A 25,037-nucleotide genomic window follows, 5' to 3' on the forward strand; every position below is an offset into this window, starting at 1 on the left:
ACTCACTGTGAGCAGTCACTAACTCGGGCCCGAACACCCACAATTTATCCACAGCTAATGCGTTATCCACAGATTGCAATGCGGTGTCGACCTCACTATCTTGTAGTTCGAATTTAAAATAACACTATATCTTGTGATTCATGGCGCACTTCGCCCCCAGGCCACCATCGAGAATGGCGCCCTGGATGCGTGGCGCCATGGTTTTTCGGGAATCAACTAAAGGTCATCAGCCAATGAACTTGTTTGTGACGAAGCGTAACGGCCACAAAGAACCCATCGATCTGGATAAAATTCACCGTGTGCTCGACTGGGCCGCCGAGAAGCTCGACAACGTGTCGGTCTCCCAGGTTGAGCTCAAGTCCCACATCCAGTTCTATGACGGTATCCGTACCGCCGACATCCACGAAACCGTCATCAAGGCCGCTGCTGACCTGATCTCCGAACAGAGCCCGGATTACCAGTACATGGCCGCCCGTCTGGCCATCTTCCACCTGCGCAAGAAGGCGTACGGCCAGTTCGAGCCGCCCCACCTCTACCAGCACGTCGCCCGTCTGGTGGACATGGGCAAGTATGACAAGCACCTGCTGACCGACTACACCCAGGCCGAATTCGAGGAGCTGAACGGCTACCTGGATCACTGGCGTGACATGGACTTCTCCTACGCAGCGGTCAAGCAGCTGGAAGGCAAGTACCTGGTGCAGAACCGGGTCACCGGCGAAATTTACGAGAGCCCGCAGTTCCTCTACATCCTGGTGGCGGCCTGCCTGTTCTCCAAGTATCCGAAAGATACCCGTCTGGACTACATCAAGCGCTTCTACGATGCGGTCTCGACCTTCAAGATCTCGCTGCCTACCCCCATCATGAGCGGCGTTCGCACCCCGACCCGTCAGTTCAGCTCCTGCGTGCTGATCGAGTGCGATGACAGCCTGGACTCCATCAATGCCACCGCCAGCGCCATCGTCCGTTACGTCTCCCAGCGCGCCGGCATCGGTATCAACGCCGGTCGCATCCGGGGTCTCGGCAGCCCCATCCGTGGCGGCGAAGCCTTCCACACCGGCTGCATCCCCTTCTACAAATACTTCCAGACTGCCGTGAAGTGCTGCTCACAGGGCGGCGTGCGCGGCGGTGCCGCCACCCTGTTCTACCCCCTGTGGCACACAGAGGTGGAGAGCCTGCTGGTACTGAAGAACAACCGCGGCGTGGAAGAGAACCGGGTCCGTCACATGGACTACGGCGTGCAGATCAACAAGCTGATGTACCAGCGCCTGATCAAGGGCGGCGACATCACACTGTTCTCCCCGTCCGATGCCCCGGGTCTGTACGACGCCTTCTTCGCGGATCAGGACAAGTTCGAGCAGCTCTACGTCAAATACGAGCAGGATCCGAGCATTCGCAAGAAGACCCTCAAGGCGGTGGATCTCTTCTCCCTGATGATGCAGGAGCGCGCCGGCACCGGTCGCATCTACATCCAGAACGTGGATCACTGCAACACCCACAGCCCGTTCGATCCGAGCGTGGCGCCGGTGCGTCAGTCCAACCTCTGCCTCGAGATTGCGCTGCCCACCAAGCCGCTCAACAACGTGGATGACGAAGAGGGCGAGATCGCCCTGTGCACCTTGTCTGCCTTCAACCTCGGCGCCATCGAGAAGCTGGAAGACCTGGAAGAGATGGCGGATCTCGCCGTGCGCGCCCTGGATGCCCTGCTCGACTATCAGGACTACCCGCTCAAGGCTGCGATGAAGGGCAGCATGAACCGCCGCACCCTGGGGATCGGCGTCATCAACTACGCCTACTACCTGGCAAAGAATGGTGCCCGCTACTCCGACGGTTCCGGTCTGGCACTGACTCACCGTACCTTCGAGGCGATCCAGTACTACCTGCTGAAGGCCTCCGTGCAGCTGGCCCGCGAATTCGGCCCCTGTCCGGCCTTCAACGAGACCACCTACGCCCAGGGGATCCTGCCCATCGATACCTATAAAAAGGATCTCGATGTGCTGTGCAACGAGCCGCTGCATCTGGACTGGGAAAGCCTGCGTGAAGAGATAAAGACCGTGGGTCTGCGCAACTCCACCCTGACCGCCCTGATGCCGAGCGAGACCTCCAGCCAGATCTCCAACGCTACCAACGGCATAGAGCCGCCGCGCGGCCTGGTGTCGGTCAAGGCTTCCAAGGACGGCATCCTCAAGCAGGTGGTGCCCGAGTATCACCGCCTGAAGGATCAGTACGAACTGCTGTGGAAACAGCCGAGCGTCGATGGCTACCTGCAGTTGGTCGGCATCATGCAGAAGTTTGTGGATCAGGCGATCTCCGCCAACACCAACTACGATCCGGCCCGTTTCGAAGGCAACAAGGTCCCGATGAAGCAGCTGCTCAAGGACTTGCTGACCGCCTACAAATACGGCCTCAAGACCCTCTACTATCACAACACCCGTGATGGTGCGGACGATGCCCAGACCGATCTGCAAGACGACGGTTGCGCCGGCGGGGCTTGTAAAATATAAGTCGCTGCACGATCTGATGAACCGGGCGGGAGCATGAAGCTCCCGCCCTCCTGTCTCCTCTCATTCAAGACATTCAAATCACCATGGCTTATTCAACGTTCTGCCAGACCCAAAACGACCAGCTCAAGGAGCCGATGTTCTTCGGCCAGTCGGTCAACGTGGCCCGTTATGATCAGCAAAAGCACGACATCTTCGAGCGGCTGATCGAGAAGCAACTCTCCTTCTTCTGGCGTCCGGAAGAGGTGGATGTCTCCCACGATCGCATCGACTATCAGGCCCTGCCACCCCATGAGCAGCACATCTTCATCTCCAACCTGAAGTACCAGACCCTGCTGGATTCCATCCAGGGTCGCAGCCCGAACGTGGCGCTGCTGCCGCTGGTCTCCATCCCAGAGCTGGAGACCTGGATCGAGACCTGGGCCTTCTCCGAGACCATCCACTCTCGCTCCTACACCCACATCATCCGCAACATCGTCAACAACCCGGGGCAGGTGTTCGACGATATCGTGACCAACGAGCAGATCCTCAAGCGTGCCGGCTCCATCAGCCACTTCTACGACGATCTGATCGAGGCGACCGCGCTCTACCACCTGCACGGTGAAGGTACCCACCGCGTGGCGGGCCGCGAGGTCTCCATCAACCTGCGCGAGCTGAAGAAGAAACTCTATCTGTGCCTGATGAGCGTCAATGCCCTGGAGGCGATCCGCTTCTACGTCAGCTTCGCCTGTTCGTTTGCCTTCGCCGAGCGCGAACTGATGGAAGGCAACGCCAAGATCATCAAGATGATCGCCCGCGATGAAGCCCTCCACCTGACCGGCACCCAGCACATGCTGAACCTGATGCGCAATGGCCTAGACGATCCTGAGATGGCCGAGATTGCCGCCGAGTGCGAGCAAGCCTGCTTCGACATCTTCAAGGAAGCAGCCGAGCAGGAGAAAGAGTGGGCCGAGTACCTGTTCCAGGATGGCTCCATGATCGGCCTGAACAAGGACATCCTCTGCCAGTACGTGGAATACATCACCAACCTGCGCATGAGCGCGGTCGGCCTGCAACCCGCCTTCATTGGTGCCAAGCAAAACCCAATTCCCTGGATCAACACCTGGCTGTCCTCCGACAACGTGCAGGTGGCGCCCCAAGAAGTGGAGGTGAGCTCCTATCTGGTCGGCCAGATCGACAGCGAAGTGCACGCAGACGACCTGGGTGACTTCGAGCTGTGAGTGACGCCACCGGCACGCTGACCCCTGCCCCGCACGCGGTCCCCGCGCAGAGCGAAGCAGGCTCGCCACGGGTGCATACCCAGGATGGCGTGCTGCACGCCCATCCCGGCGAGAGCGTGCTGGAGACTCTGGAGCGCCACGGTCATCACGTGGAGTTCCAGTGCCGCAGCGGCTATTGCGGCGCCTGCCGCACGCCCTTGCTGGCAGGTTCGGTGCACTACGCCGCCGTGCCGCTGGCGTTTGTCTCCCAGGGGGAATGCCTGCCCTGCTGCTGCCAGCCGGTGGGTGCCATCCGGCTGGACATCCAGAAGGGTTGACGCCACTACGGGCTGGCAAATCACAGCCAATAAAAAGCCGCCGGAGCAAATCCGGCGGCTTTTTTGCTTCTTGAACTTCTCTTAAGGGCGCCCTGTGCAGACGCCCGTACCATCAAAGGATCACAGCCAGGGGGCGGCGGTCGGCCCGTGGTGCAGGCCCAGCTTCCAGACCCGGCCAAAGTGCTTGTAGTGACCCGCGGCCACACCGGCCTTCTCCCCCATGCCGTGGTAGAGATCCAGGTGTCCTCTCTTCACCGCGCCGCCCACATCCAATGCGATCAAGAGCCGCAACTGGTGTTTGCCGGTCCAGTTGCCGGCTTTGTCCAGCAGCGGCACCTCCGCCAGGATGGGAGTGCCCATCGGCAGCAGGGTCTTGTCGGCCGCCACCGCCGCCAGCGGTAGCAACGGAATGCCAGCGGCGCCAATCACGTCATTGGTGGGGCGACGCTCGAAGAAGACATAAGACGGGTTCTGCTCTACCAACTCCTTGACGCTCTCCTCCGGCTTGCTGTTGGCCCACTCCTTGATGGCCTTCATGGACATCTGCTCCTTGGGCACCTCTCCCCGGTCGATCAGCACCCGGCCGATACTCACGTAGCCGTGGCCGTTCTTGCCGCTGTAACCCAGGTATTGCAGCCGGTCGTCATCCCCGTAGTGCACGAAGCCTGAACCCTGCACGTCCATCAGGAAGTTGTCGATAAGAGACTTGCTGTAACCCAGCTCCAGCCCCCGGTTGGCCAGCGCTCCCTGGTGGATCTCGGCACGGCTCGGGCAACGGCCACCGCACTTGGGCATGGCATAGATGGGGTACTTGTACTTGGCATCCGGGCGGTGGCGCACTTCCAGCACCGGCGAGTAGTAGCCGGTAAAGAGCACGTTGCCCATGCGATCGGCGCCGCCGAGCTGGGCCAGGCTGATACCGTACTGGGTGATGTAGGCAGGATCACCGCCATTGGCCACCCAGCGGGAAAGCTGGCGATAGAGCTCACCATAACGACGGGTCATCTTGCCGGAGCGCTCCAGCACCAGCCGACTCTGGGGGCCGAATTTGCTGTAGTCGGCACGCTGGCGACTGTTGACGCGCTCCACCCGCACCAGATCCCCTGGCAGGGCACCATCCAGATACTGCTTGCCCAGATTCTCCGGCACCTCGCAGTTCAGAAAACATCCGGATCCCGCCTTCTTCTGGGGCACCTTGACCGGTTCAGGGTTGCCCGCACAACCGGCCAACCCGACCACGGCGGCGGCCAGCCAGTACGCATGTTTATTCATATGTCCTCATATAACACCGAGCGTCTTGCACGGCGGGGAAGATGCCAAATTTGCCGGGGGAAAGCAAACGCCATCCACCCCCGGACGCCCTATTTCTCCAAAGGGGATCTTCTGGGTTATAACAAGGTGACAAGATGTGAGAGGGCGTGGATGGAACAGCTCGAAATCTTCCCCCTGACGAGCCCCTGCGTCGGGATCTGCGAAGTGAACAACAAGGGCTACTGCAAGGGGTGCCTGCGCAGTAGAGAAGAGCGCTTCAACTGGCTCGCCATGACCCCGGCCCAGCAGCAGGAGGTGATGCGCCTGTGCCGCAACCGCAAGGCACGGGTCGAGGCCGCCCGTCGCAAGGCCAGAGAGGGTGAGCCCATCGAACCGCCATCACAACCCGGCTGGGATTTCTGACCCCTTCCCTGCCCTCCTCCACCCCACCAAAACAAAAGGCGGCCTACAGGCCGCCTTGTCATTCGTCGGATGGACGTCAATCAGGCCGTTGCCAGCTTGGCCTGCTCCTCGCCGCGCTTGAGCATGGCGTAGGAGACGCCGGTCAACAGCGATCCCGCCGCAATCGCCACGATATACATCAGCACGTTGCTGATGGCGTTCGGGATGAAGAGCACGAACAGGCCACCGTGGGGCGCCACCAGTTCGCAGCCGAACAGCATGGAGAGCGCACCGGTCAGGGCACCACCCACCATGCAGGCCGGGATGACCCGCATCGGATCCTTGGCCGCAAACGGGATGGCCCCCTCGGAGATGAAGCACAGACCCAGCACGAAGGAGGCCTTGCCCGCTTCCTGCTCCGCCTTGATGAACTTCTTGCTGGCCAGGAAGGTGGCGATCCCCATCCCCAGGGCCGGCACCATGCCGGCGGCCATCACCGCAGCCATGGGGGCATAGGTCTTGGAGGCGAGCAGGCCGACCCCGAAGGCGTAGGCCGCCTTGTTGACCGGCCCCCCCATGTCGAAGCACATCATGGCGCCGATGATGACACCCAGCAGCACGGCGTTGGCGGAGCCCATGTTGTTCAGGAACTCGGTCATGGCATTCATGATGCCGGCCACTGGGCCGCCCACCACGTAGATCATGACGAGGCCGGTAAACAGGCTGGCCACCAATGGAATGATGAGGATGGGCTTGAGCGCTTCCAGGGTCACCGGCAGGCGCACCTTGTCGCTCAGGTACTTGGCACTGTAACCGGCGAGGAAACCGGCGACTATGCCGCCGAGGAAACCGGCGCCGAGCGAACTGGCCAGCATACCGCCAATCATGCCGGGGGCGAGACCCGGACGGTCGGCGATGGAGTAGGCGATGTAACCGGCCAGTACCGGGATCATCAGGGCGAAGGCGGAGCCGCCGCCGATCTTCATCAGGGCCGCCGCGAGCGTCCCCTCTTCCTTGAACGCCTCGATACCGAAGATGAAGGAGAGCGCGATGATGAGGCCACCGGCCACCACCATGGGCAGCATGAAGGAGACACCGGTCAGCAGGTGCTTGTAGGGGCCAGCCTTCTCCTCTTTCTTGGCCGCGGCAGCGCCATTGTGACGATAGGTCTTCGCCTCTGTCCACGCCTTGTCGAGCTCGGCGCGGGTCTTCTTCAGGGCAGCGCCCGTGCTGGTGCGATAGACGGGCTTGCCGTCGAAGCGGGCCATGTCCACCTCGATGTCGGTGGCGAGGAACACCAGATCGGCGGCGGCGATCTCATCGGCGGTCAGGGCGTTCTGGGCACCGACCGAGCCCTGGGTTTCGACGCGGACCTGATGACCCAGCTGCTTGGCCATGGTCTCCAGCGCTTCCGCCGACATGAAGGTGTGGGCCACCCCGGTCGGACAGGCAGTGACCGCAACTATGCGCTTGGCACCGCTGGCCGCCTTGGCGGCGGCATTGGCAACGGCGGGCGCGGCCTGGTGGCGATAGAGGCTGGCACCGCTCGCGGCGGCCTCCAGCAGGGCGGCAGGATCCTGCAGCGCCAGATCCATGCTGCCCTGATAGAGGCGCTTGCCGTCATAGGCGGCGAGATCCACCGGGGCACTTGCGACTACCAGCACCAGTTCGGCGGCGGCAATCTGCTCTTTCGAGGGAACCTGGCGAGGTTGTACGCTGGAGCCGACATCGAGGATAAGCTCCCAGCCCGCCAGTTTGGCCTGCTGTTCTATCCGTTTTGCAGCGAGAAAGCTGGTGGCAATGCCCGCCGGGCAAGCCGTAACCAGAATTGCTTTCATTGGGCATCTCCTGAGTGTGTCATCGAAAGGGGGTTGGATTGAGCCGGTGCCAGGTCATCCAGACGCTGTACGCGCACCAGCTCGAGTAAGGGGGTGAGCACCTTGATATCGTCAAAGCCGACCGCCACCTGGCTCACCGCCAAGGCAGAGACGGCGGTGGCCAGACGCAGGGTCTGCTCCGGCGCCCAGCCAAGGCTGAGGCCATGGGCCAGCCCCGCTACCAGAGAGTCGCCGGCACCGACGGTGCTGACCACCTGCATGCGCGGCGGAATGGCCTGCCAGGTGGCATCGGGGCCAAACCAGACCAGGCCGTCAGCGCCATTGGAGATCACCACATGGGGTATGCCCGCGGCCTGCAACTCTCGCGCGCACTCGGCCTGATCGGCGAGGGTCTTTACGGGGCGACCTGCCCACTGCTCAAGCTCCTCCAGATTGGGTTTGACCAGGGTAGGCGCAGCCTTGATCCCTTCGGTGAGGGCCACGCCGCTGCAATCGAAGATCACTTGCTTGCCTTTGGCCTTGAGCAGGCTGATGAGACGGGCGCAGTAGCCAGGCTCGACCCCCTTGGGCAGGCTGCCCGCCAGCACGAACCAGTCGGCGCGTGGCGCCAGCTTCTCTATCTCGGCCTCCAGCGCGGCCACTTCCGCCTGATGCACGGTGAGCCCCGGCAGATTGAGATCCGTGACCCGGCCAGATTGCTCGGAGATCTTCACGTTGATCCGGGTGCTGCCTGCCACGCGCACGAAATGATCGTCCAGGGCCCGCGCTTCAAACAGGGAGACGAAGCTCTGCTGATTGTCAGTCCCGAGCCAGCCGGTCAGGCCCACGTCGCGACCCAGGTCTTTGAGCACCATGGCGACGTTGATCCCCTTGCCCGCGGCGCGCAAGTTGGCTTCGCTCACCAGGTTCACCTCGCCGAGGCTCATGGCGCCCAGGCGGGCGGTGAGATCCAGCGCCGGATTGAGGGTGATGGTAACGATGTCCATCAGTGCGCCCCCTCGCCCAGACCGGCGGCAATGGCCTCGCCTATCCCCTTGAGGGCCGCCTCGGCATCGGCCCCTTCGGCGCGGAAGGCAAGGCGGTGACCGCACTTGACACCCAGACCGATGACCTTCATCAGGCTCTTGGCGGAGACCGCTTCACCGCTGCCATCCAGGTTCGCCACGCGAATGTCGGATGCATACTCCTTGGCCACTTTGACCAGCATGGCGCCCGGACGAGCGTGCAGGCCATGGGGGTTGATGATGGTGAAGGTGTCGGAGAGACCGCTCGCCGGACCTGCCTGCAGCATGGCCAGACCGTCGCTCCCTGCGAGCGTCCCGAGCTGACCGGCGGCGGCAAGCTTGGCCAGGTTGTCGAGCTGCGCCAGATGACCCGCATCGGCGGCGCACAGCAGCAGCAGGGCACTGATCGGCAGTTCACCCGCAGTCAGCGTGCTGCTCGGGGTCGCCAGCACCCAGCCGGTCTGGGCCGCTTGCGCGCGGGCCAGCCAGACGCCATCCCCCAGATAGGCGGGCTCGCTTGCCAGCAGGGAGGTCACCATGGCGGCCTCACCCCAGCCGGCGGATTTGGCGCGGGCGGCGGCTCCCAGCAGCAGCTGGTCGCGATCGTCGGCCGGGAAGTCCGCCAGGGTCAGGTATTGCACCTCTTTCGCCGCACTTGCACCGGTCAGGATGTTGATGATGGTCTCTTCATCGGTGGCCTCTCTCAACTGCGCGGCGGCCTGCTCGTCACCCAGCACATGGGTGAGCTGGCGCAAGATGCCCAGATGCTCGTCGGACTTGGCGGCGATGCCGATGGCCACATAGGCAATCTGCCCCTCATCCCATTCGATCCCCTGAGGGAACTGGGCCACCATGACGCCGGTGCTCTTGACCAGATGGCGGGTGTCCGTGGTGCCGTGGGGAATGGCGATGCCGCTGCCAAGGTAGGTGGCGTGCTGGGCTTCCCGCGCCAGCATGCCGTCCACATAACCGGCCTCCACCAGACCCGCTTCGGTCAGTTTGCCTGCCAGCAGGGCGATGGCGTCCGCCTTGGTTGCCACCGATTGTCCCAGCAGGATTTGCTGTCGCGCCAACTTCAACATAGAGATTCTCCATCAGGTCCGGCTTCGCCTCGCGGTACACCGGCTCAACTCAACTTGGATTTCGGGTAATTTGCCTGCTGACAATAGACGGGAATCTCCCCCCAGGTAGGCCATCTCGGCATTTACTGGTCGAACATTCATCGCTTACTGACAAGCTGAATCGTTTCACTTACACTAAGACTGAATCGTTTCAGCCAATTGTTCAAGATCCCACGGAGAGTGCTTTTCAATGATATGATCCCGCGCACACTTTTCGGTGCCCCCACCTGAAACCGTCGCGGGCCTTGCAACTCAAACAGAGCCAATATGATGAAACTGGATGAAATCGCCGCCCTGGCCGGTGTCTCGCGTACCACCGCCAGCTATGTGATCAACGGCAAGGCGGATCAATATCGCATCAGCCAGGCCACCCGTGACAAGGTGATGGCCGTGGTCCATGCCCACAACTATCAGCCGGACAGCCGCGCCGCCTCCCTGCGCGGCGGCCAGACCAGGACCCTGGGTTTCATCCTGCCGGACCTTGAGAATGCCAGCTATGCCAAGCTCGCCAAGCGCCTCGAGCAGGGGGCGCGAGCTCAGGGCTATCAGCTGCTGATCGTCTGCTCGGAAGACGAGCCGGATACCGAGAAGGAGCTGGCCCGGATGCTGGTCAGCCGCCATGTGGATGCGCTGCTGGTGGCGAGCTGCCTGCCGCCAGCAGATCCTTTCTATCGGGAGCAGCAGGCCCATGGCGTGCAAATCCTGGCCATCGATCGGGCCCTGGCCGCCGACCACTTCATCACGGTAGCGAGTGAAAACCAGAAGGCGAGCTGCGATCTCACCGCCTCCCTGCTCAGCCCCGCCCTTCACCATGTGGCGCTGATCACCGCGCTGCCAGGCCTCACGATCAGCCAGGAGCGCCGCGCCGGTTTCGAGCAGGCGCTGAGCAGCCACGCCAGCGCCGCCCTGCTGACACCCCATGTCTGCGAGGGGGCCCACTTCTCCCGCGCCGAGGGCTATCGCCTGATCAAAGAGCTGCACCAGCGCCTCGGCCAGTTGCCCGAGGCGCTGGTCGCCACCTCCTACATATTGATGGAGGGAGTGCTCGACTATCTGCTGGAGCAGGAGGCCGACATGAGCCAGATTGCCATGGCCACCTTCGGGGATGATCGGCTGCTGGACTTCCTCCCCTTTGGCATCAACTCCCTGCCCCAGCAGCACGACGCCCTGGCTGCCCAGGCCCTTGCCCTCGCCTTCGAGGCCATCAACGGCCACTACCGCGCTGGCCTGCACTGTGTGAGCCGCACCCTCAAGCGTCGCCGCTGACGCCCCTCACGTGCCGGCGCTCTCCTGCCACGCCGGCGCGCTTTTCCACCAGTCAACACCGTCTGCTGTCATCTTTTATTTCCACCTATTGCCACCTCGCAGTACAAAATCCGCCTTTACAGGCTTGTTTCCACTTTTTTGATCCGTTAACGTGGCAACCATCTTTTACAACCCACGGATTTTTCGTAACGATGCGTCCACTCCGATATTGCTAGCCTCCGGTCCCGCCCCCGAAGGCACCTGGCTGACACCGCCACTGGCACGCTTTTTTTACTACGCAGTTTCTCTATCTGGATGGACACCATGAATACCAAAACCCTGGGTTGTACGCTGCTTATCGCCGGCACCACCATAGGCGCCGGCATGCTGGCCCTGCCACTGGCCTCCTCGTCTCTGGGCGGCCCCGCCACCCTGGCGCTGATGATCGGGCTCTGGGCCCTGATGGCCTTCACCGCCATGCTGCAGGTGGAGGCCAGCCTCAATACCGGCAAGTGGTACCTACACCAGCTGGCGGATCACCTGCTCGGCCCCTGGGGCAAGCGCATCGCCTCCTTCTGCATATTGATGCTGTTCTACTCGCTGGCCTCCGCCTACATCAGCGGCGGCAGCAGCCTGCTGGCCCAGGCGCTGGCGGATGCGGGCACCACCGTCAGCCAGGAGCAGGCGGCCTGGGCCTTCACCCTGCTGTTCGGTGGCATGGTGTGTGTGGGCACCAAGCAGGTGGATTACCTCAATCGACTGATGTTCACCGTCAAACTGGTGATCATGGTAGGGGTGCTGGCGCTGCTGCTGCCCCGCGCCGAGGGGCAGCACCTGCTCTCCATGCCGCTCGGCCAGGGCTTGCTGCTGGCGGGGCTGCCGGTCATCTTCACCTCGTTTGGTTTCCACGGCTCCATCCCGAGCGTCATGCTCTACCTCGGCGACTGCCCCAAGCAGTTACGCCGAGTCTTCGTGTGGGGCTCTGCCCTGCCGCTTATCCTCTACGTGCTGTGGCAGGTGGCGATTCTGGGCCTGCTCGGCCAGCAGAGCCTGATCCAGACCGGCGGGGCGCTCGACAGCCTGCTTGCCAGCGTCGGCAACCTGGTGAACTGGCCCGCCTTCAATCAGGCGATGCATCTCTTTGCTGACTTGGCGCTCGCCACCTCCTTCCTCGGGGTGACGCTGGGGCTGTTTGACTTCATGGCCAAGGTGACCCGCCGCAAGGACAACTGGCAGGGCCGCAGCCAGACCGGCATGATCACCTTCGTGCCGCCCCTGCTGTTTGCCCTCTACTTCCCGCAGGGCTTCATCATGGCGCTGGGTTACGCCGCCATCGCCCTGGCGGTGCTGGCGGTGCTGCTGCCAGTGGCTCTGGTGTGGCAGAGCCGCAAGCAGGCCGCCGCTCACCATTACCGGGTTCCGGGCGGCGTGGTTGCGCTGGGTCTCGCCGGCGCCATGGGGGTGCTGATCGTCGGCGTCCAGGTGAGCGTTAGCCTCGGCATGCTGCCCGCGCTCTGATCCTTACCCGCCTTGAATGCCCCAGATTGAAAAGCCCCGCCAGCATAAGTTGGCAGGGCTTTTTGTGATCTGGTCCCAGGCGCCCTCGGCAGCTGGTTGCGCCACTCGCCACATCCTGCTGCTACCATCAGAGGCAAGCCATTGAGGCGCCAAGCAATATCCAGGCAAACACATCCACTCGAGAGCCAGATATCATGACCATAGTGCCCATCTACGCGGCCCTGCTCGCCTTGCTCTTTGTCTTGCTCGGCGAGCGTACCATTCGCACCCGCCACCGTCGGGGAGTGGCGCTGGGGCATGGCGATGATCCCGCCATGCTGCGGGCCATGCGGGTGCACGCCAACTTTGCCGAGTATGTTCCCCTGGCCCTGCTGCTCATTTATTTTGTCGAAACCTCCAGCCAGACACCCTGGCTCATCCATCTGCTGGGGGCCAGCTTGCTGTGCGGTCGCCTCTGTCACGCCTTTGGCATGAGCCGCACGCCGGAGAACTTCCGCTACCGGGTGGTGGGGATGGGGTTGACCTTCGGCGTGATCCTGGTGTGCGCGGCTCATATCCTGATCACGGCAATCATTCCCTGACCATTTCACTGCCGGCCAGAACGAGAAAAGCCCCGCCAGATTGGCGGGGCTTTTTTAGCAACCGAACAGCCGGGGAGCCTGGCTCCCGAGCCGCTTACTGGTTGTGACTGGCGCGGCGGGGACGACGAGCCTGGGCCGGTTTGGCGGCGCCATCGGCGGGACGCTGACCACCTTGCGGCTTGGGTTTGCCACCGTTACCGGTACGGGCACCACCTGCATTGCCATTGGAGGCAGAACGACCGGCACCCTGACGCTGGCCCTGACCCTGCGGGCGCGGCGCACGGCGCTGCTCGCTCGGATCGCGGGGCTCTTTGCGCAGCGGCGCGCCGATACCACGAGCGATGTTATCGAGGGTCTCGCGGGAGGCTTCAAAACCGGCCACCTGCTCGCAAGGGATGTTCTGCTTGGTCAGACGCTCGATCGCCTTGATCAGCTTGCCTTCATCGGCGGCCACCAGGGAGATGGCGTGACCGGCTGCGCCGGCGCGGCCAGTACGGCCGATGCGGTGAACATAGTCTTCCGCCACGTTCGGCAGCTCGAAGTTGACCACTTGCGGCAACTTGTCGATGTCCAGACCACGGGCGGCGATGTCGGTCGCGACCAGCACCTTGACGCTACCTTCCTTGAAACCGGCCAGGGCGCGGGTACGAGCACCCTGGCTCTTGTTGCCGTGGATGGCGGCGGCGCTGACGCCGTTCTTGTCGAGGGTCTCGGCAACACGGTTGGCCATGTGCTTGGTACGGGTGAACACCAGTACCTGCTGCCAGTCGTTGCTGGTGACCAGGTGGCTCAAGAGCGCGATCTTGTTGGCCTTGTCGCACGGGTGCACCAGCTGCTCGATACGCTCGGCGGTGCTGTTGCGCGGGGCCACTTCGATCACCGCCGGGTTATCCAGCAGGCCGGTGGCCAACTCGCGAATTTCCTCGGCGAAGGTGGCGGAGAACAGCAGGTTCTGGCGCTTCTTCGGCAACAGGGCCAGAATGCGGCGGATGTCGCGGATGAAGCCCATATCGAGCATGCGGTCCGCTTCATCCAGCACCAGGATCTCGACTTCGTCGAACTTGACGGCGTTCTGGTTGTAGAGATCCATCAGTCGACCCGGGCAGGCCACCAGCACGTCCAGACCACGGCGGGTTGCCATCATCTGCGGGTTGATGCTGACGCCGCCGAAGACGACGTGGCTGCGGATTGGCAGGTGCTTGCCGTAGTTGCGCACACTCTCACCCACCTGAGCGGCCAGCTCGCGGGTCGGTGTCAACACCAGGGCACGAATGCGGTTAGGGGACACTTTGCGCTTGCTCTCGGTGAGGCGCTGCAGCATCGGCAGGGTAAAGCCTGCGGTCTTGCCGGTCCCGGTCTGGGCGGCGGCCATCAGGTCACGGCCAGCCAGGACGGCCGGGATCGCTTGTTGCTGGATGGGAGACGGGGTGTCGTAGCCTTGCTCGGCAACGGCACGCAACAAGGGTTCGGCCAGACCGAGGGAAGTAAAACTCATAGTTACCTGCTAGGGATAGGGGCGCCGGGGATCTGTGGTGGGGCTCCTCTGCTGAGCCGATGCCATCTCACAGGATCTGGGCCTATAGAGAAAACAACGATTTCCCCGGGGAGCAGAGCAAAGGGGAAAGAATAGAGGCGCAGTCTAACGGAGTTGGCGCCGTTACACGAGAAAAATGTGATGCGCCTCCCAGCCTGGGTGGAAAAGCCCACTATGGCGGGGCAGAATGGCGATGATGGCGCTCGCCAGGGCCCGCCCCATCTTGGGACGCGTACTCAGGGATCCACGACACAGAACAGGGAGGTTCTGCTTGATCAGGAAACATATCCAGACCGCTATTCACTGCGCATTGAGCCTCGGCCTGCTGTTTGCACCGAGCCTGCCTCTGGGCGCCAAAGAGACACTGTCGGTGGCCTGGAGCCACTGGCCCCCCTTCAGCCAGATCGAGGCCGGTGGCGAACTCGGCGGGCTGGACGTAACACTGACCCGCCAGATCCTCCGTGGCGCCGATCTTGAGCCCACGTTTCGCAACCTCCCCTGGGCCCGGGCCCTTCACCTCATGGCACGCCAGCAACTGGATGTCGCCATGGGGGCCCTGAAGACCCCGGAGCGGGCCCGTTTTGCCCGCTTCTCGGCCCCGTACCGGCGCGCCAGCTTCGTGCTGCTCAGCCATAAGCCTGCGCCCGGGAGCACCGATCGCTGGCAGGGAATAACGCACCTTGCGGACCTGTGCCAGCAGACCGGGCTGCGCCTTGGCAAGCTGCGGGGCACCCGTCCCCTGCCCCTGAGCGACGCCTGCCCCTCCCTTCGGCAGGCGAGCGAATACAACTCGGACGACAGGCTGATCGCCCTCCTGCTGGCGCGGCGACTCGATGGGGTCATCATCGAGTGGCAATACGCCCGGCATCGGCTGGCCCAACTAGGAGCAGAGGGGTTCACCTCGTGTCAGGTGCTGTTGCACCAGCAGCCGGTCAGCCTGATGTTGGCCAGGGAGACGGTCAGCGAAGAGGAGCTCGCCCGCATCGATGCGGCCATCGCCGCCCTCCCCCCTTTGGACACGGCATTTGCCCCGCCGGAGTGCCGTTTCGATGGCAGCCAGCCCCGGGAGGAAAGCACTCAGGACTGATCCTGACGACACCGCACAAACGAGAAAGGCGACCCTGGGGTCGCCTTTTTGCTGAGCATGGTGATCAGCTAACAGCGCTGTTTGCAGATCAGCGCAACAGCGGGGTCTGGGTATGCACACCCTGGTTCTGGGCACGGTGGCGCAGCAGGTGATCCATCAGCACCAGGGCCAGCATGGCCTCGGCGATGGGCACCGCACGGATGCCGACACAAGGATCGTGACGACCCTTGGTGATCATCTCGGTGGCCTCGCCGCTGGTGTTGATGGTCTTGCCAGGCACAGTGATGCTGGAGGTGGGCTTGAGCGCCATGCTCACCACGATATCCTGACCGGACGAGATGCCCCCCAGAATGCCGCCCGCATGGTTGCTGGCAAAGCCTGCCGGGGTCATCTCGTCGCGATGCTCCGAGCCTTTTTGCTCCACCACCGCGAAGCCGTCACCTATCTCGACCCCTTTCACCGCATTGATGCCCATCATGGCGTGGGCGATGTCGGCGTCGAGGCGGTCGAACACAGGCTCCCCTAAGCCCACCGGCACGTTGCGCGCAATGACAGCCACCTTGGCGCCTATGCTGTTGCCCTCTTTTTTCAGGGCCCGCATGTACTCATCGAGGGCCTCCAGCTTGCCCGCATCGGGGAAGAAGAAGGGGTTCTGCTCGATCTGGCTCTGGTCAAACGCCTCGGCCTTGATGGGACCGAGCTGTGAGAGAAAACCCACTATCTCGATGCCGTGCATCTGCTTCAAGTACTTCTTGGCGATGGCCCCCGCCGCCACCCGCATGGCGGTCTCGCGGGCCGAGGAGCGGCCGCCGCCGCGGTAGTCACGCTGGCCGTACTTCTGGTGATAGGTGTAATCGGCGTGGCCCGGGCGGAACAGGTCCTTGATCTCGGAGTAGTCCTTGGAGCGCTGATCGGTGTTCTCGATGAGCAGTCCGATGGAGGTGCCCGTGGTACGTCCCTCGAATACCCCGGCCAGGATCCGTACCTCGTCCGCCTCGCGGCGCTGGGTCGTGTAACGGGAGGTGCCGGGCTTGCGTCTGTCCAGATCGATTTGCAGATCCGCTTCGCTTATCTCAAGCCCGGGGGGGCAGCCGTCGACCACGGCGCCAAGCGCCAGGCCGTGGCTCTCGCCAAAGGTCGTCACACGAAAGAGTTGGCCAAAACTATTCCCTGCCATGGGTGCTCCTTGCTGCTTAGCTCTTGTAAATCGCGAAATGGGCCTGGTACTGCTCGAGCTCTGCCTTGGTCATCACGAACACGCCGTGACCGCCGTTCTCGAACTCGACCCAGGTGAAGGGCACCTCGGGGAACTGGGCTTCCAGGTGGATCATGCTGTTGCCCACCTCGACCACCAGCACGCCGTCATCCTTGAGGAAGTCCGCGGCATTGGCCAGGATGCGCTTGGTGAGCTTGAGGCCATCGGAGCCCGACGCCAGGGCCAGCTCCGGCTCGTGACGAAACTCTTCCGGCAGATCCGACATGTCCTCGGAGTCCACATAGGGTGGGTTGGAGACGATGAGATCGTACTTGTCGCCGGCGGGCAAATCGCGCATCAGATCGGAGCGGATCGGGATGACCTGCTGCTCCAGGCCGTGGTCGTTGATGTTGCGCTCGGCCACATTGAGGGCATCGACGCTGATGTCGATGGCATCCACTTCCGCATGGGGGAACTCATGGGCCATGATGATGGCGATGCAACCGGAGCCGGTGCACAAGTCCATGATCCGGGTCGGTTCCTCTTTCAGGAAGGGGGCGAAACGGTTGGCCACCATCTCGGCGATGGGGGAGCGCGGAATGAGCACCCGCTCGTCCACGTAGAACTCCCAACCCGCGTACCAGGCCTTGTTTGTCAGGTAGGCGGCAGGCACCCGCTCCTGCACCCGGCGGATGATGAGCTCGGCGATGCGGTGGCGCTCGCTGGTGGTCAGGCGGGAGTGGCGCATGCCGGGATCCACGTCTGGCGGCAGATGTAACGCGGGTAGCACCAGTTGCACGGCCTCATCCCAGGCGTTGTCGGTACCATGTCCGTAGAAGATCCCGGCGTCGTTGAAACGACTCATGGCCCAGCGCAACATGTCCTGGATGGTGTGCATTTCGGCAACCACCTCGTCGATAAATATCTTGTCCAAATCCACCTCCAAGTCGAGTAATATCCGGCCCGAGAATTCTATACAGCGAGCAAGACGAGTACCTGATGAAAAAAACGCCCTCACCCACAGACGAGGAAAGCCTGCTGTTTCGTGATGCTGTCAAAGGTACCCGGAAAATTAAGCAAGATACCATAAGGGCCTCCTCAAGCCCGGTCAAGCAGAAACGCGAACTGCGTGAAAGCCGCGAAAAGCTTGGGGTTGACCACTTTTTCAGCGACGAGTACCAGCCTCATCTGGACGAAGAGGGCCCGACCCGTTTTGTGCGTGAAGACGTGTCAAAATTCGAGCTGAAAAAGCTCAAGCGCGGCCTCTATCCGCCGGAGATTTATCTGGATCTCCATGGCATGAGTCAGCTCCAGGCCAAGCAGGAGCTGGCCGCCCTGCTCACCCTGTGCCAAAAGGAGAACATTCACGTCGCCTCCGTGATGCACGGCATCGGCAAGCACGTGCTCAAACAGCGCATCCCGAGCTGGCTGGCCCAGCACCCCAATGTGCGCGCCTTCCATCAAGCCCCGCGGGAATGGGGCGGCGAGAGCGCCATTCTGGTACTGCTGGATATCGAGGAGTAACCCGGCGTCGGGCAGGAAATAGTCGATCGAAAAGCGCGCCTCAGGGCGCGCTTTCCATATAGCGTTTGAAGTTGTCGAGTATGCTCTGCCAGCCGGCACGCTGCTGCTCGCCGCTGTGTTCGGATTCGGCGTCGAACTCCTCGTGCACCCAGGTGCCTCCCTGTTCCTCCACGAACCGCACCCTGACGGCCCGACCGTCGTCCATGACGTAACCCAGGGAGGTTGGCGGCACCACCTCGGTGAAGGTGCCCTCGAAATCGAACCCCATGCTGCCATCCCGGGCGGCCATACGGTGGCAGAAACGCCCGCCGATCCGCAGATCCACCCGGCTGCCGGGGCAGTGCCACTCGGGGGAGGCTGCATTCCATGCCATGATGCTGGCGGGGGTATTCCACCCCTCCCATACCAGAGCGAGTGGCCGTTCGACCCGGACACTGACGCTTATCTTCATCTCTCTTCTCCTCTTGAGTCGATCCCCGATACCCATGTTAAGCACGATGGCGTTCGTGGACGGTGGTGCCCGTGGTGCTCCCTTGGCAACGAAGGGCTGGCTTCCCCCGCCTGCGCAGGGCAAGACGCGGGTTAATCCTGCCCGGCCGGACGGTGAAAGCGGATCGGGGACTGAGCCTGAGGAATATTGACCACCAGTCTGCCGCCGTTATGCAGTTGCCACTCGAAGAAGTCGGCAAAACCTGAGCTCGTGAGGGCCCGGATCACCTTGGCCACCACCCCGTGTGCCACCAGCAATACCCGCTCGCCCCGCGCCTCATCGGCGAGCGTGATCAACCCTGACGACACCCGTGCGATCACGGCATCCAGCGACTCACCGTCGGTGGGTGCCTCGTCCCAACGACGGGTGATGTTGCGCGCCCAGAGCTCGGGGTAACGGATCCTCGCCTCTGCCTGCGTCAGTCCCTCGAACACCCCTACGTGCCGCTCACGAAAGGCCGGGATAACCTGAACGGGCAATGCCAGTGCACGGGAAATCACTTCGGCACTCTGTCTGGCACGCAACAGGGGGGAGCTCAACAGGCGCTGAAACGGCGTCTCCCTGAAGAGCTCCTGCGCCAACGTGCCGACCTGCTCCCATCCGGTTTCGTTGAGCCCCATATCCAACGCCCCCAGATAGCGCCCCTCGGCATTGGCCCGGGTTTCGCCATGGCGGATGACCACCAGTTCCATCTTCTATCCTTGTTTCTTCGGCAGTGGTCGAAAGCCCTGATACACGAACGCGATCAGGGCCGATACGGGCGGTTCAACCCTGCGCCAGATGGTGGGCCACCAGGGCATTGGCATAGCCGTGGCCCATGCCGTGCTCGGCCTTGAGCCAGGCCACCAGCGCCATGTGTTTGCGCTCCTCCCGCCCCGCCAGCAGGGCCAGCCAGTGGGCAATCGGCTGCCCATAGGTTTTCTCGATGGAGGGGAAATAGGAGGCAGGCCCCCTCACCTTCTGTTGCTCATCCATGATTGGCTCTCCAGAGTTGTGGCGACAGGTTCAGGGCTTGGGGGCGAACTGCTCGAACACCTGCTGCCCGGTCAGGGTCGGGGTGTCGTTTTTCAGCTCGTAGAAGTCCGGTTTCTCGTCGATGAAGATCTGCCCGGTGAGCTCGAACCCCTGTTCCTGAAACAGGCCGGCACAGAGGATGTACTCGTCCGTCGGCAGCAGATGGTAGAAAAGGTGGGTGCCGCAGGTGGGGCAGAAGCCGCGCTCCGCCCATTCGGACGAGCGGTAGGCCACAGGGCTGAGCCCCTTGAAACTGACCCCCTTGCCACCATGCACCGCGAACATGGGCCCACCCGACCAGCGCCGGCACATGGCGCAATGGCACAGGCTCACCTCGTTCTGATCGCCGCTCGAGACGGTGATCCCACCGCACAGACAGGTTCCTTGCATATCCAGCTCCTCTCTTCAAGGTGCGAGCCGGCAGGATGCCGGCCGCATTTAGCATCAAATGAGTAGCTGCTCCCCCGGGGTTTCGCCACTGCCGAGGGGTCTTGCCCCCCACTTGGCAGGCCCATCGAGGGATGTCCTCATCGGCATCAGGTTCAGCTCTGCTCCTGCAGGGCGATGCGATTGCCCTCGCAATCCCTGAATCCCGCCACCCGGACTCGCTCCACCACTCGGGTGACGGAATAGAGGCATACTCCGCCCGATGCGAGAGCCCGGGCCATGGCCCCTTCGATGTCAGGTCACCTGGAGATAGACCCGGGTGCCGTCCAGGCTAGGCACATGACTCTTCCCTTTGCCAGGGCGCCGGAGCAGCCCGCCACCCCGTCAAGGAGCGGGAACAGCGCCATCTCGTTGTCATCTATGTGCACCCGCTCGAGGGCTATCTCAAAGAGCGCCTCATAGAAGCGGATGGCCCTCTCCAGATCCTGTACCGGGATTTCAAAGTGGATGGCGATATTCATGGGTCACTCCTCTGTGCGAGATAAGCACCCGAACACCCTCGACTTGTTCCATGTGCCTGCGGGCCCGTCCTCATGAAAGAGAGGAAGAGAGACCCATCACCCCCCTTCCCCATCATGACTGATGACGCGCCCTCACCGGGCTCAGTTCACCGGTGCCCAGGGATCTCCCTTGCCCGGCTCGTTACCCTGGGTCCACCACTTGGCCTGATAGATGACACCCTTGTGGCTCACCTTGTTGCCGGCGGTGTAGACCTTGCTGGCCTCCCAGGCGGGCACATCCCCCACGGGCGGGTCGGTCGGATCAACGGGCGCAGGATCGAGTTTGGCGACCACCCGTACCTTGGGCCAGCTGGCGTGGGAGCCGTAGACGTTGGTCACGCACTTCTCGTAATCCCCCGGCACCAGGGCCGAATAGGCGGTCTGGAATCCCACCAGCTCGCACTCGAACGAGTAGCCACCTGGCCTGTCGGCATAATATTTCCAGTTGCCGTCCCAGTTGGTGTAGAGCACGTCGGTGGCGCCGTTCAGGTTGAGGCTGCCATAGGGGGTCTGCTGCCAGCAGGTGTTCTTCTCGTCCGGGAGCAGCGGGATCCCGTAATGGGCGGCCAGCCCTTCCCAGTAGCGGATGCGGTTGACCGGCTGCCCCTTGTTCTTGTTCTGCTCGCCACACTCTATGCCGCCGTTGATGACGTTGATGGTGGTGCCAAAGCCATAGCCGATGCCGGCCGCAATCTCACGCTGGGAGGGCACCCAGGTTCTGTCGATGACGTGCAGCATCGCGGGTTTGGGGGCTTGCGGCGTCAGGAAGAACCAGATGGCGGAGGCGAGGTTGAGCCAGGAGTCGGCCACCAGACCGGGGTTGTTCAACAGCACGGTGGCGTTGCCGTCAAACATCGCCTCGGAGAAGGCGCCGTAGTTGAAGTGATAGGAGAGCTGTTTCGCACCACGGCCAAAATAGCCCTGTCCCGTGCTGCAGGGCCATTTCCTGTTCTGCCAGTCATTCTGGCCACAGCCGGTGGTATAGCCGAGTTGCCCCTCGGCCCAGCCCATTTCGCGCACATGCACCAGCGCCTGCTGCCACTCCTCGAGCCCCAGCGGATTGTCGGAGACATTCTCCCTGGCGATGTGGCCGCCCGTCTCCTGGGCGAAGTGGGCGAAGGCGGTGATGATGGATTTTTTGCAGATGGCGTCCGCATTGCGCCCGTCCGTGTAGTCGCCGCAGAAGGCGGGGAACTTGCCGACCGCCCGCAAGAAGCGCTCATAGGTATATTCAGGGGCCGCCATCTGGGTCAGAAAGTCCCAGTCCGATTCGCTAAAGACCCGCTCGACCCTTTTGACGTTGTCCGGGTTGTCGGCTCGCCTCGGCACAATCGCCTCCACCAGGATGTTGGGTCGGGTGGCCAATGCCTTTGACCAGATACCGTACATGGGGTTGGCCGTCTTGGCCTTTTCAACGGCCGCTATATCGGAGGCGGCAATCACATAGCCACCGCTATTTTGTGGGTCGGGCTGAATAGCCATGGCCGCATAAGCTGGCGAGGCGCAGAGCCCCGCAACCAGCCAGGTGGTGCGCTTGAGCATGAACATGGGTAACCATCCTTGTCTTGAAAATGTCAGGGCGAGCATAGGCATGCCGACAACTAAATTCACGACAAGAATTAAGAGTTTGGCGATTTTGTGAGCCATTTCACTCTGCACTCAGATGAAGCTGTATTACAGCCTCATTTTGACCCCGTCACGCTCGCTCTTCATGCAGTCTGAACGCGCACCGCCCGGATCAGCAGATTGCGAGGTGTCATGGGTTTGTCGCAAAACGTCCCCAGCTCGACCCGGTAGCCCTGCTCCTCGAGGAAGAGGGCCCGATCCAGGGCGAGCCAGATCTCCAGCGGACGGCGAAACAGATGGCGCACCAACTCCATGCGGGCGACGTCCCCAAAGCGCCGCTCCCCTCTGGCGAGGAAGTCGCCATGATCTATCCCCCCAGGCAGCACCACTCCCTTGCGCTCGGCGGCCCAGTCACAGAAGGCCTCGAAACTGCCCGCCAGCAGGCTCTTTTGCAGGTTGGGCACCGGCAGGTACTCATCCACCCCGCGCACCTCACGCTGCAGGCAATCGAAGGCGAGACGCCAGATCACCTCCTGCTCGCGCAGGCGGGAGATGCGGGCACCACCGGTCACCGTCTCCTGCAGCGGCAGCTTCAGGTCGCTCTTGCCAAGGTGCAGGGCGCTGGCCTTGGCGGCCTGCGACAGGGGGCGGTAATGGCTGGTGCGGATCAGGTGATAGCAACAGGGGGAGAGGGTCACGCCCCGGGCACCGTGCTCGGCCACCTGCTCCAGCAGATGGGTATGCAGCTCACCGCAGGCATGGAGCGCCATGGCGTGATGGTGCGGGGCGATGAGCGCCCCCGACTCGGCGGCGAAGGCGTCGGCCTCCACAAACTGCATGCGGGCACCATCGCGCGCCGCGAGCTGCCGCCCCTCCTCGCAGAGCGTGCGCTGCAATTCGAGGCTCAGGATCTCGGCCCCCCGGTGCAGAGAGACCAGGCGCCCCAGGTGGCCCTTGCCGGCACACCACTCCAGATAGGGGCCCTGATGGGCGGGCAGGCAGCCGGTGAAGGCTTCTATCTGCGCCTGCTTGCGCCCCGGCATGTACATCGCCATGGCCCTGGCGCAGTGAATGGGTTCGGGGACAAAGGTGTCTAGCTCGCTCAGGGCATGGAGCTCGGCCCCTGCCGGGATCCAGGGTGCAAGCAGGGTGCAAAGCGCGCCCATGTCGGCGTCGAGCCGTGCTATCTCGTCAAGGCTGAGGCCATTGAGGCAGGTGGCAAGCTCGGGGGCCTCATCGGCGAAGGCCAGGCTCAGATGATGATAGGGCTGATATTGCCACCAGCGTCTCTCGTCGGTCAGCAAGCAGTCCAGTTGTCGAAAACGGTGAGCCAGCACGGTGAGCTTGTCCTGCTATCCAAAAGGGAGGCTCATTCTAGCGATCTGCCATCAAAAAGCACTCGCCAGCGTATCCGCCCACCCCTTGCTGGTAGCCTGACAAAAAGCAGGGACTTGTGCTATATTCCGCCCCCTCATTAGCGCGACTCGCCCACGCGGGTCGTTTTACCCATATGAACGGAACCAAAACATGACCATCAATGCCATCCTGCAAGCGCGTGCGGACGCCAAGTGTGAGCTGTGTGGCGCAGAACATGCGCTGACTGCCTTCCCGGTGCCACATTCCCCCGCCAGTGACGATGACCACAGCGTGGTGCTGTGTTCCACCTGCCGTGGCCAGCTAGAGCAGCCGGACACCACCGAGGTCAACCACTGGCGCTGCCTGGGTGACAGCATGTGGAGCCAGGTGCCGGCGGTGCAAGTGATGGCATGGCGCCAGCTTAAAGCTCTGTCCGCCCGGGGCGAGATCTGGGCCCAGGACATGCTGGACATTATGTACATGGAAGAAGAGACCAAGGCCTGGGCCGAAGCGGGCAACGCAAGCGACGATGACGACAGCGTGCCCACCGTCGACTCCAACGGCGCCGTGCTGCAGGAGGGGGATTCCGTCACCCTGATCAAGGATCTGGAGGTCAAGGGCGGCGGCTTCACCGCCAAGCGCGGCACTCTGGTCAAGGGCATTCGCCTCACCAACAACCCGCTGCACATCGAAGGCAAGGTCAACGGCGTGCAGATAGTGCTGGTCGCGGCCTACCTGAAGAAGGCCTGATCCCCTCGGCCTGTGGTTTGAATGATGCAAGAAGCGCCCCCCGGGGGCGCTTTTTTGTTGCCGGGCCAAAGCCTAAGTCGGCGCGGCCGAAATGGCGCCGCGGGGAAACTGGGCTATCCTGCAAACCAGTCCCGATGAGCGAGCCACCCCTTTGCCGTATTTTCCGTCAGAGGATGATCCACTCCCGGCACCCTGAAGCACTGGCCCGGATGGAATTCATGTGGCACTCTGGACTCTTCACATGGACAGATCCTGAACATCATGACCCCATGATGTCCGCTTGAAACAAGGAGCACGACCTATGGCCAAAGCCAGCAAGAAAGATATCAAGAAGAAAATCGCCGCCCGCCAGGAGAAGATTGCCAAGCACGAAGGCAAGATCAAGAAGCTGAAGAAAGCCCTGAAATAAGGGTCGGCAGCATAAATAAACCGCCCGAGGGCGGTTTTTTATTGCGCCAGTCAGGCAACGTCTCCAGACGTCCCTTTCCCCAATGGACTGGCGCTTGGTTAAGCACCTGAAAAACAGCCACATCCTGGCGGCAGCAGCCACTGGACGCGGCCCCTGGGGCGGAGCATGAT

Annotated in this window: 25 protein-coding genes; 10 read left to right on the forward strand and 15 right to left on the reverse strand. The window is 62.6% G+C overall.

The window, feature by feature from the left end; translation table 11 throughout:
* Positions 1-233: 233 nt before the first annotated feature.
* From nrdA to yfaE, 3 genes are all read left to right on the forward strand, one after another.
* Positions 234-2,501, forward strand: a complete 2,268-nt coding sequence (gene nrdA, locus KW824_RS00595) for a class 1a ribonucleoside-diphosphate reductase subunit alpha (RefSeq protein WP_005329715.1) — start codon at positions 234-236, stop codon at positions 2,499-2,501.
* Positions 2,502-2,584: 83 nt separating this feature from the next.
* Positions 2,585-3,718, forward strand: a complete 1,134-nt coding sequence (gene nrdB / locus KW824_RS00600) for a class Ia ribonucleoside-diphosphate reductase subunit beta (RefSeq protein WP_041205819.1) — start codon at positions 2,585-2,587, stop codon at positions 3,716-3,718.
* Positions 3,715-4,035, forward strand: a complete 321-nt coding sequence (yfaE, locus tag KW824_RS00605) for a class I ribonucleotide reductase maintenance protein YfaE (RefSeq protein WP_041205821.1) — start codon at positions 3,715-3,717, stop codon at positions 4,033-4,035. Before nrdB ends, yfaE begins: the two co-directional genes overlap by 4 nt.
* Before the next feature lie 120 nt (positions 4,036-4,155).
* Here the strand turns inward: yfaE and mltA are convergent, their stop codons facing one another.
* Complete coding sequence (gene mltA / locus KW824_RS00610; protein ID WP_043131764.1) at positions 4,156-5,307, reverse strand: murein transglycosylase A; 1,152 nt, start codon at positions 5,305-5,307, stop codon at positions 4,156-4,158.
* Between the two features lie 150 nt (positions 5,308-5,457).
* Between mltA and KW824_RS00615 the strand changes: the two genes are divergently transcribed.
* Positions 5,458-5,709: a DUF1289 domain-containing protein gene (locus KW824_RS00615; protein ID WP_171273840.1), complete on the forward strand. Its 252-nt coding sequence runs from the start codon at positions 5,458-5,460 to the stop codon at positions 5,707-5,709.
* 80 nt (positions 5,710-5,789) lie between these two features.
* Here the strand turns inward: KW824_RS00615 and fruA are convergent, their stop codons facing one another.
* The 3 genes from fruA to fruB are packed head-to-tail and all read right to left on the reverse strand — an operon-like array spanning position 5,790 to position 9,612.
* Positions 5,790-7,526, reverse strand: a complete 1,737-nt coding sequence (gene fruA, locus KW824_RS00620) for a PTS fructose transporter subunit IIBC (protein ID WP_218408574.1) — start codon at positions 7,524-7,526, stop codon at positions 5,790-5,792.
* The gene (gene pfkB / locus KW824_RS00625; protein ID WP_218408575.1) at positions 7,523-8,512 is read right to left on the reverse strand and encodes a 1-phosphofructokinase; all 990 of its coding nucleotides are present in this window, start codon (positions 8,510-8,512) and stop codon (positions 7,523-7,525) included. Before pfkB ends, fruA begins: the two co-directional genes overlap by 4 nt.
* Entirely contained in the window at positions 8,512-9,612 is a 1,101-nt protein-coding gene (gene fruB / locus KW824_RS00630) for a fused PTS fructose transporter subunit IIA/HPr protein (protein WP_218408576.1), read from the reverse strand. The genes pfkB and fruB overlap by 1 nt, the downstream gene beginning before the upstream one ends.
* A gap of 306 nt (positions 9,613-9,918) precedes the next feature.
* Here fruB and cra point away from each other — a divergent pair, with 306 nt between their 5' ends.
* The 3 genes from cra to KW824_RS00645 all read left to right on the forward strand — a co-directional run bounded on the left by cra (position 9,919) and on the right by KW824_RS00645 (position 12,995).
* Positions 9,919-10,917 carry a catabolite repressor/activator gene (cra, locus tag KW824_RS00635; RefSeq protein ID WP_218408577.1) on the forward strand — a complete coding sequence of 333 codons (999 nt, stop codon included), beginning with the start codon at positions 9,919-9,921 and terminating at the stop codon, positions 10,915-10,917.
* Positions 10,918-11,220: 303 nt separating this feature from the next.
* Positions 11,221-12,414 (forward strand): aromatic amino acid transport family protein, encoded by a 1,194-nt coding sequence (locus KW824_RS00640; protein WP_043131751.1) that lies wholly within the window; start codon positions 11,221-11,223, stop codon positions 12,412-12,414.
* A 194-nt stretch (positions 12,415-12,608) separates the two neighbouring features.
* A complete protein-coding gene (locus KW824_RS00645) occupies positions 12,609-12,995 on the forward strand; it encodes an MAPEG family protein (protein ID WP_042650149.1) in 387 nt (128 codons plus the stop codon).
* A gap of 94 nt (positions 12,996-13,089) precedes the next feature.
* Here KW824_RS00645 and KW824_RS00650 read toward each other — a convergent pair whose 3' ends face one another.
* Positions 13,090-14,490, reverse strand: coding sequence for a DEAD/DEAH box helicase (locus KW824_RS00650; protein ID WP_005326024.1), 1,401 nt, complete (start codon positions 14,488-14,490; stop codon positions 13,090-13,092).
* A 313-nt stretch (positions 14,491-14,803) separates the two neighbouring features.
* On the opposite strand from KW824_RS00650, the gene KW824_RS00655 reads away from it, so the two are divergent.
* Positions 14,804-15,616 (forward strand): substrate-binding periplasmic protein, encoded by an 813-nt coding sequence (locus KW824_RS00655; protein WP_371316586.1) that lies wholly within the window; start codon positions 14,804-14,806, stop codon positions 15,614-15,616.
* An 88-nt stretch (positions 15,617-15,704) separates the two neighbouring features.
* Here KW824_RS00655 and aroC read toward each other — a convergent pair whose 3' ends face one another.
* Together aroC and prmB are read right to left on the reverse strand one after the other, a co-directional pair.
* Entirely contained in the window at positions 15,705-16,793 is a 1,089-nt protein-coding gene (gene aroC / locus KW824_RS00660; RefSeq protein WP_042650148.1) for a chorismate synthase, read from the reverse strand.
* Between the two features lie 16 nt (positions 16,794-16,809).
* Positions 16,810-17,745, reverse strand: a complete 936-nt coding sequence (gene prmB, locus KW824_RS00665; protein WP_041206945.1) for a 50S ribosomal protein L3 N(5)-glutamine methyltransferase — start codon at positions 17,743-17,745, stop codon at positions 16,810-16,812.
* A 65-nt stretch (positions 17,746-17,810) separates the two neighbouring features.
* Here prmB and smrB point away from each other — a divergent pair, with 65 nt between their 5' ends.
* The gene (smrB, locus tag KW824_RS00670) at positions 17,811-18,335 is read left to right on the forward strand and encodes an endonuclease SmrB (protein WP_042650147.1); all 525 of its coding nucleotides are present in this window, start codon (positions 17,811-17,813) and stop codon (positions 18,333-18,335) included.
* A 40-nt stretch (positions 18,336-18,375) separates the two neighbouring features.
* On the opposite strand, the gene KW824_RS00675 is transcribed toward smrB, so the two are convergent.
* From KW824_RS00675 to KW824_RS00705, 8 genes are all read right to left on the reverse strand, one after another.
* Positions 18,376-18,786, reverse strand: a complete 411-nt coding sequence (locus KW824_RS00675) for an SRPBCC family protein (RefSeq protein WP_218408578.1) — start codon at positions 18,784-18,786, stop codon at positions 18,376-18,378.
* A gap of 131 nt (positions 18,787-18,917) precedes the next feature.
* Complete coding sequence (locus KW824_RS00680; protein ID WP_218408579.1) at positions 18,918-19,517, reverse strand: histidine phosphatase family protein; 600 nt, start codon at positions 19,515-19,517, stop codon at positions 18,918-18,920.
* Positions 19,518-19,590: 73 nt separating this feature from the next.
* A complete protein-coding gene (locus KW824_RS00685; RefSeq protein WP_218408580.1) occupies positions 19,591-19,800 on the reverse strand; it encodes a DUF4287 domain-containing protein in 210 nt (69 codons plus the stop codon).
* A gap of 30 nt (positions 19,801-19,830) precedes the next feature.
* A complete protein-coding gene (locus KW824_RS00690; RefSeq protein WP_218408581.1) occupies positions 19,831-20,229 on the reverse strand; it encodes a GFA family protein in 399 nt (132 codons plus the stop codon).
* Between the two features lie 152 nt (positions 20,230-20,381).
* Complete coding sequence (locus tag KW824_RS20910) at positions 20,382-20,507, reverse strand: hypothetical protein (protein WP_256351209.1); 126 nt, start codon at positions 20,505-20,507, stop codon at positions 20,382-20,384.
* 18 nt (positions 20,508-20,525) lie between these two features.
* Positions 20,526-20,747: a VOC family protein gene (locus tag KW824_RS20915; protein WP_256351210.1), complete on the reverse strand. Its 222-nt coding sequence runs from the start codon at positions 20,745-20,747 to the stop codon at positions 20,526-20,528.
* A 141-nt stretch (positions 20,748-20,888) separates the two neighbouring features.
* Entirely contained in the window at positions 20,889-22,334 is a 1,446-nt protein-coding gene (locus KW824_RS00700) for a chitinase (RefSeq protein WP_218408582.1), read from the reverse strand.
* 161 nt (positions 22,335-22,495) lie between these two features.
* Positions 22,496-23,689: a methyltransferase gene (locus tag KW824_RS00705; RefSeq protein WP_218408583.1), complete on the reverse strand. Its 1,194-nt coding sequence runs from the start codon at positions 23,687-23,689 to the stop codon at positions 22,496-22,498.
* A gap of 190 nt (positions 23,690-23,879) precedes the next feature.
* Between KW824_RS00705 and KW824_RS00710 the strand changes: the two genes are divergently transcribed.
* Complete coding sequence (locus KW824_RS00710; RefSeq protein WP_218408584.1) at positions 23,880-24,458, forward strand: alkylphosphonate utilization protein; 579 nt, start codon at positions 23,880-23,882, stop codon at positions 24,456-24,458.
* Positions 24,459-25,037 lie beyond the last annotated feature (579 nt).

Source organism: Aeromonas sp. sif0611, assembly GCF_019218845.1.
Classification (GTDB): domain Bacteria; phylum Pseudomonadota; class Gammaproteobacteria; order Enterobacterales; family Aeromonadaceae; genus Aeromonas; species Aeromonas media.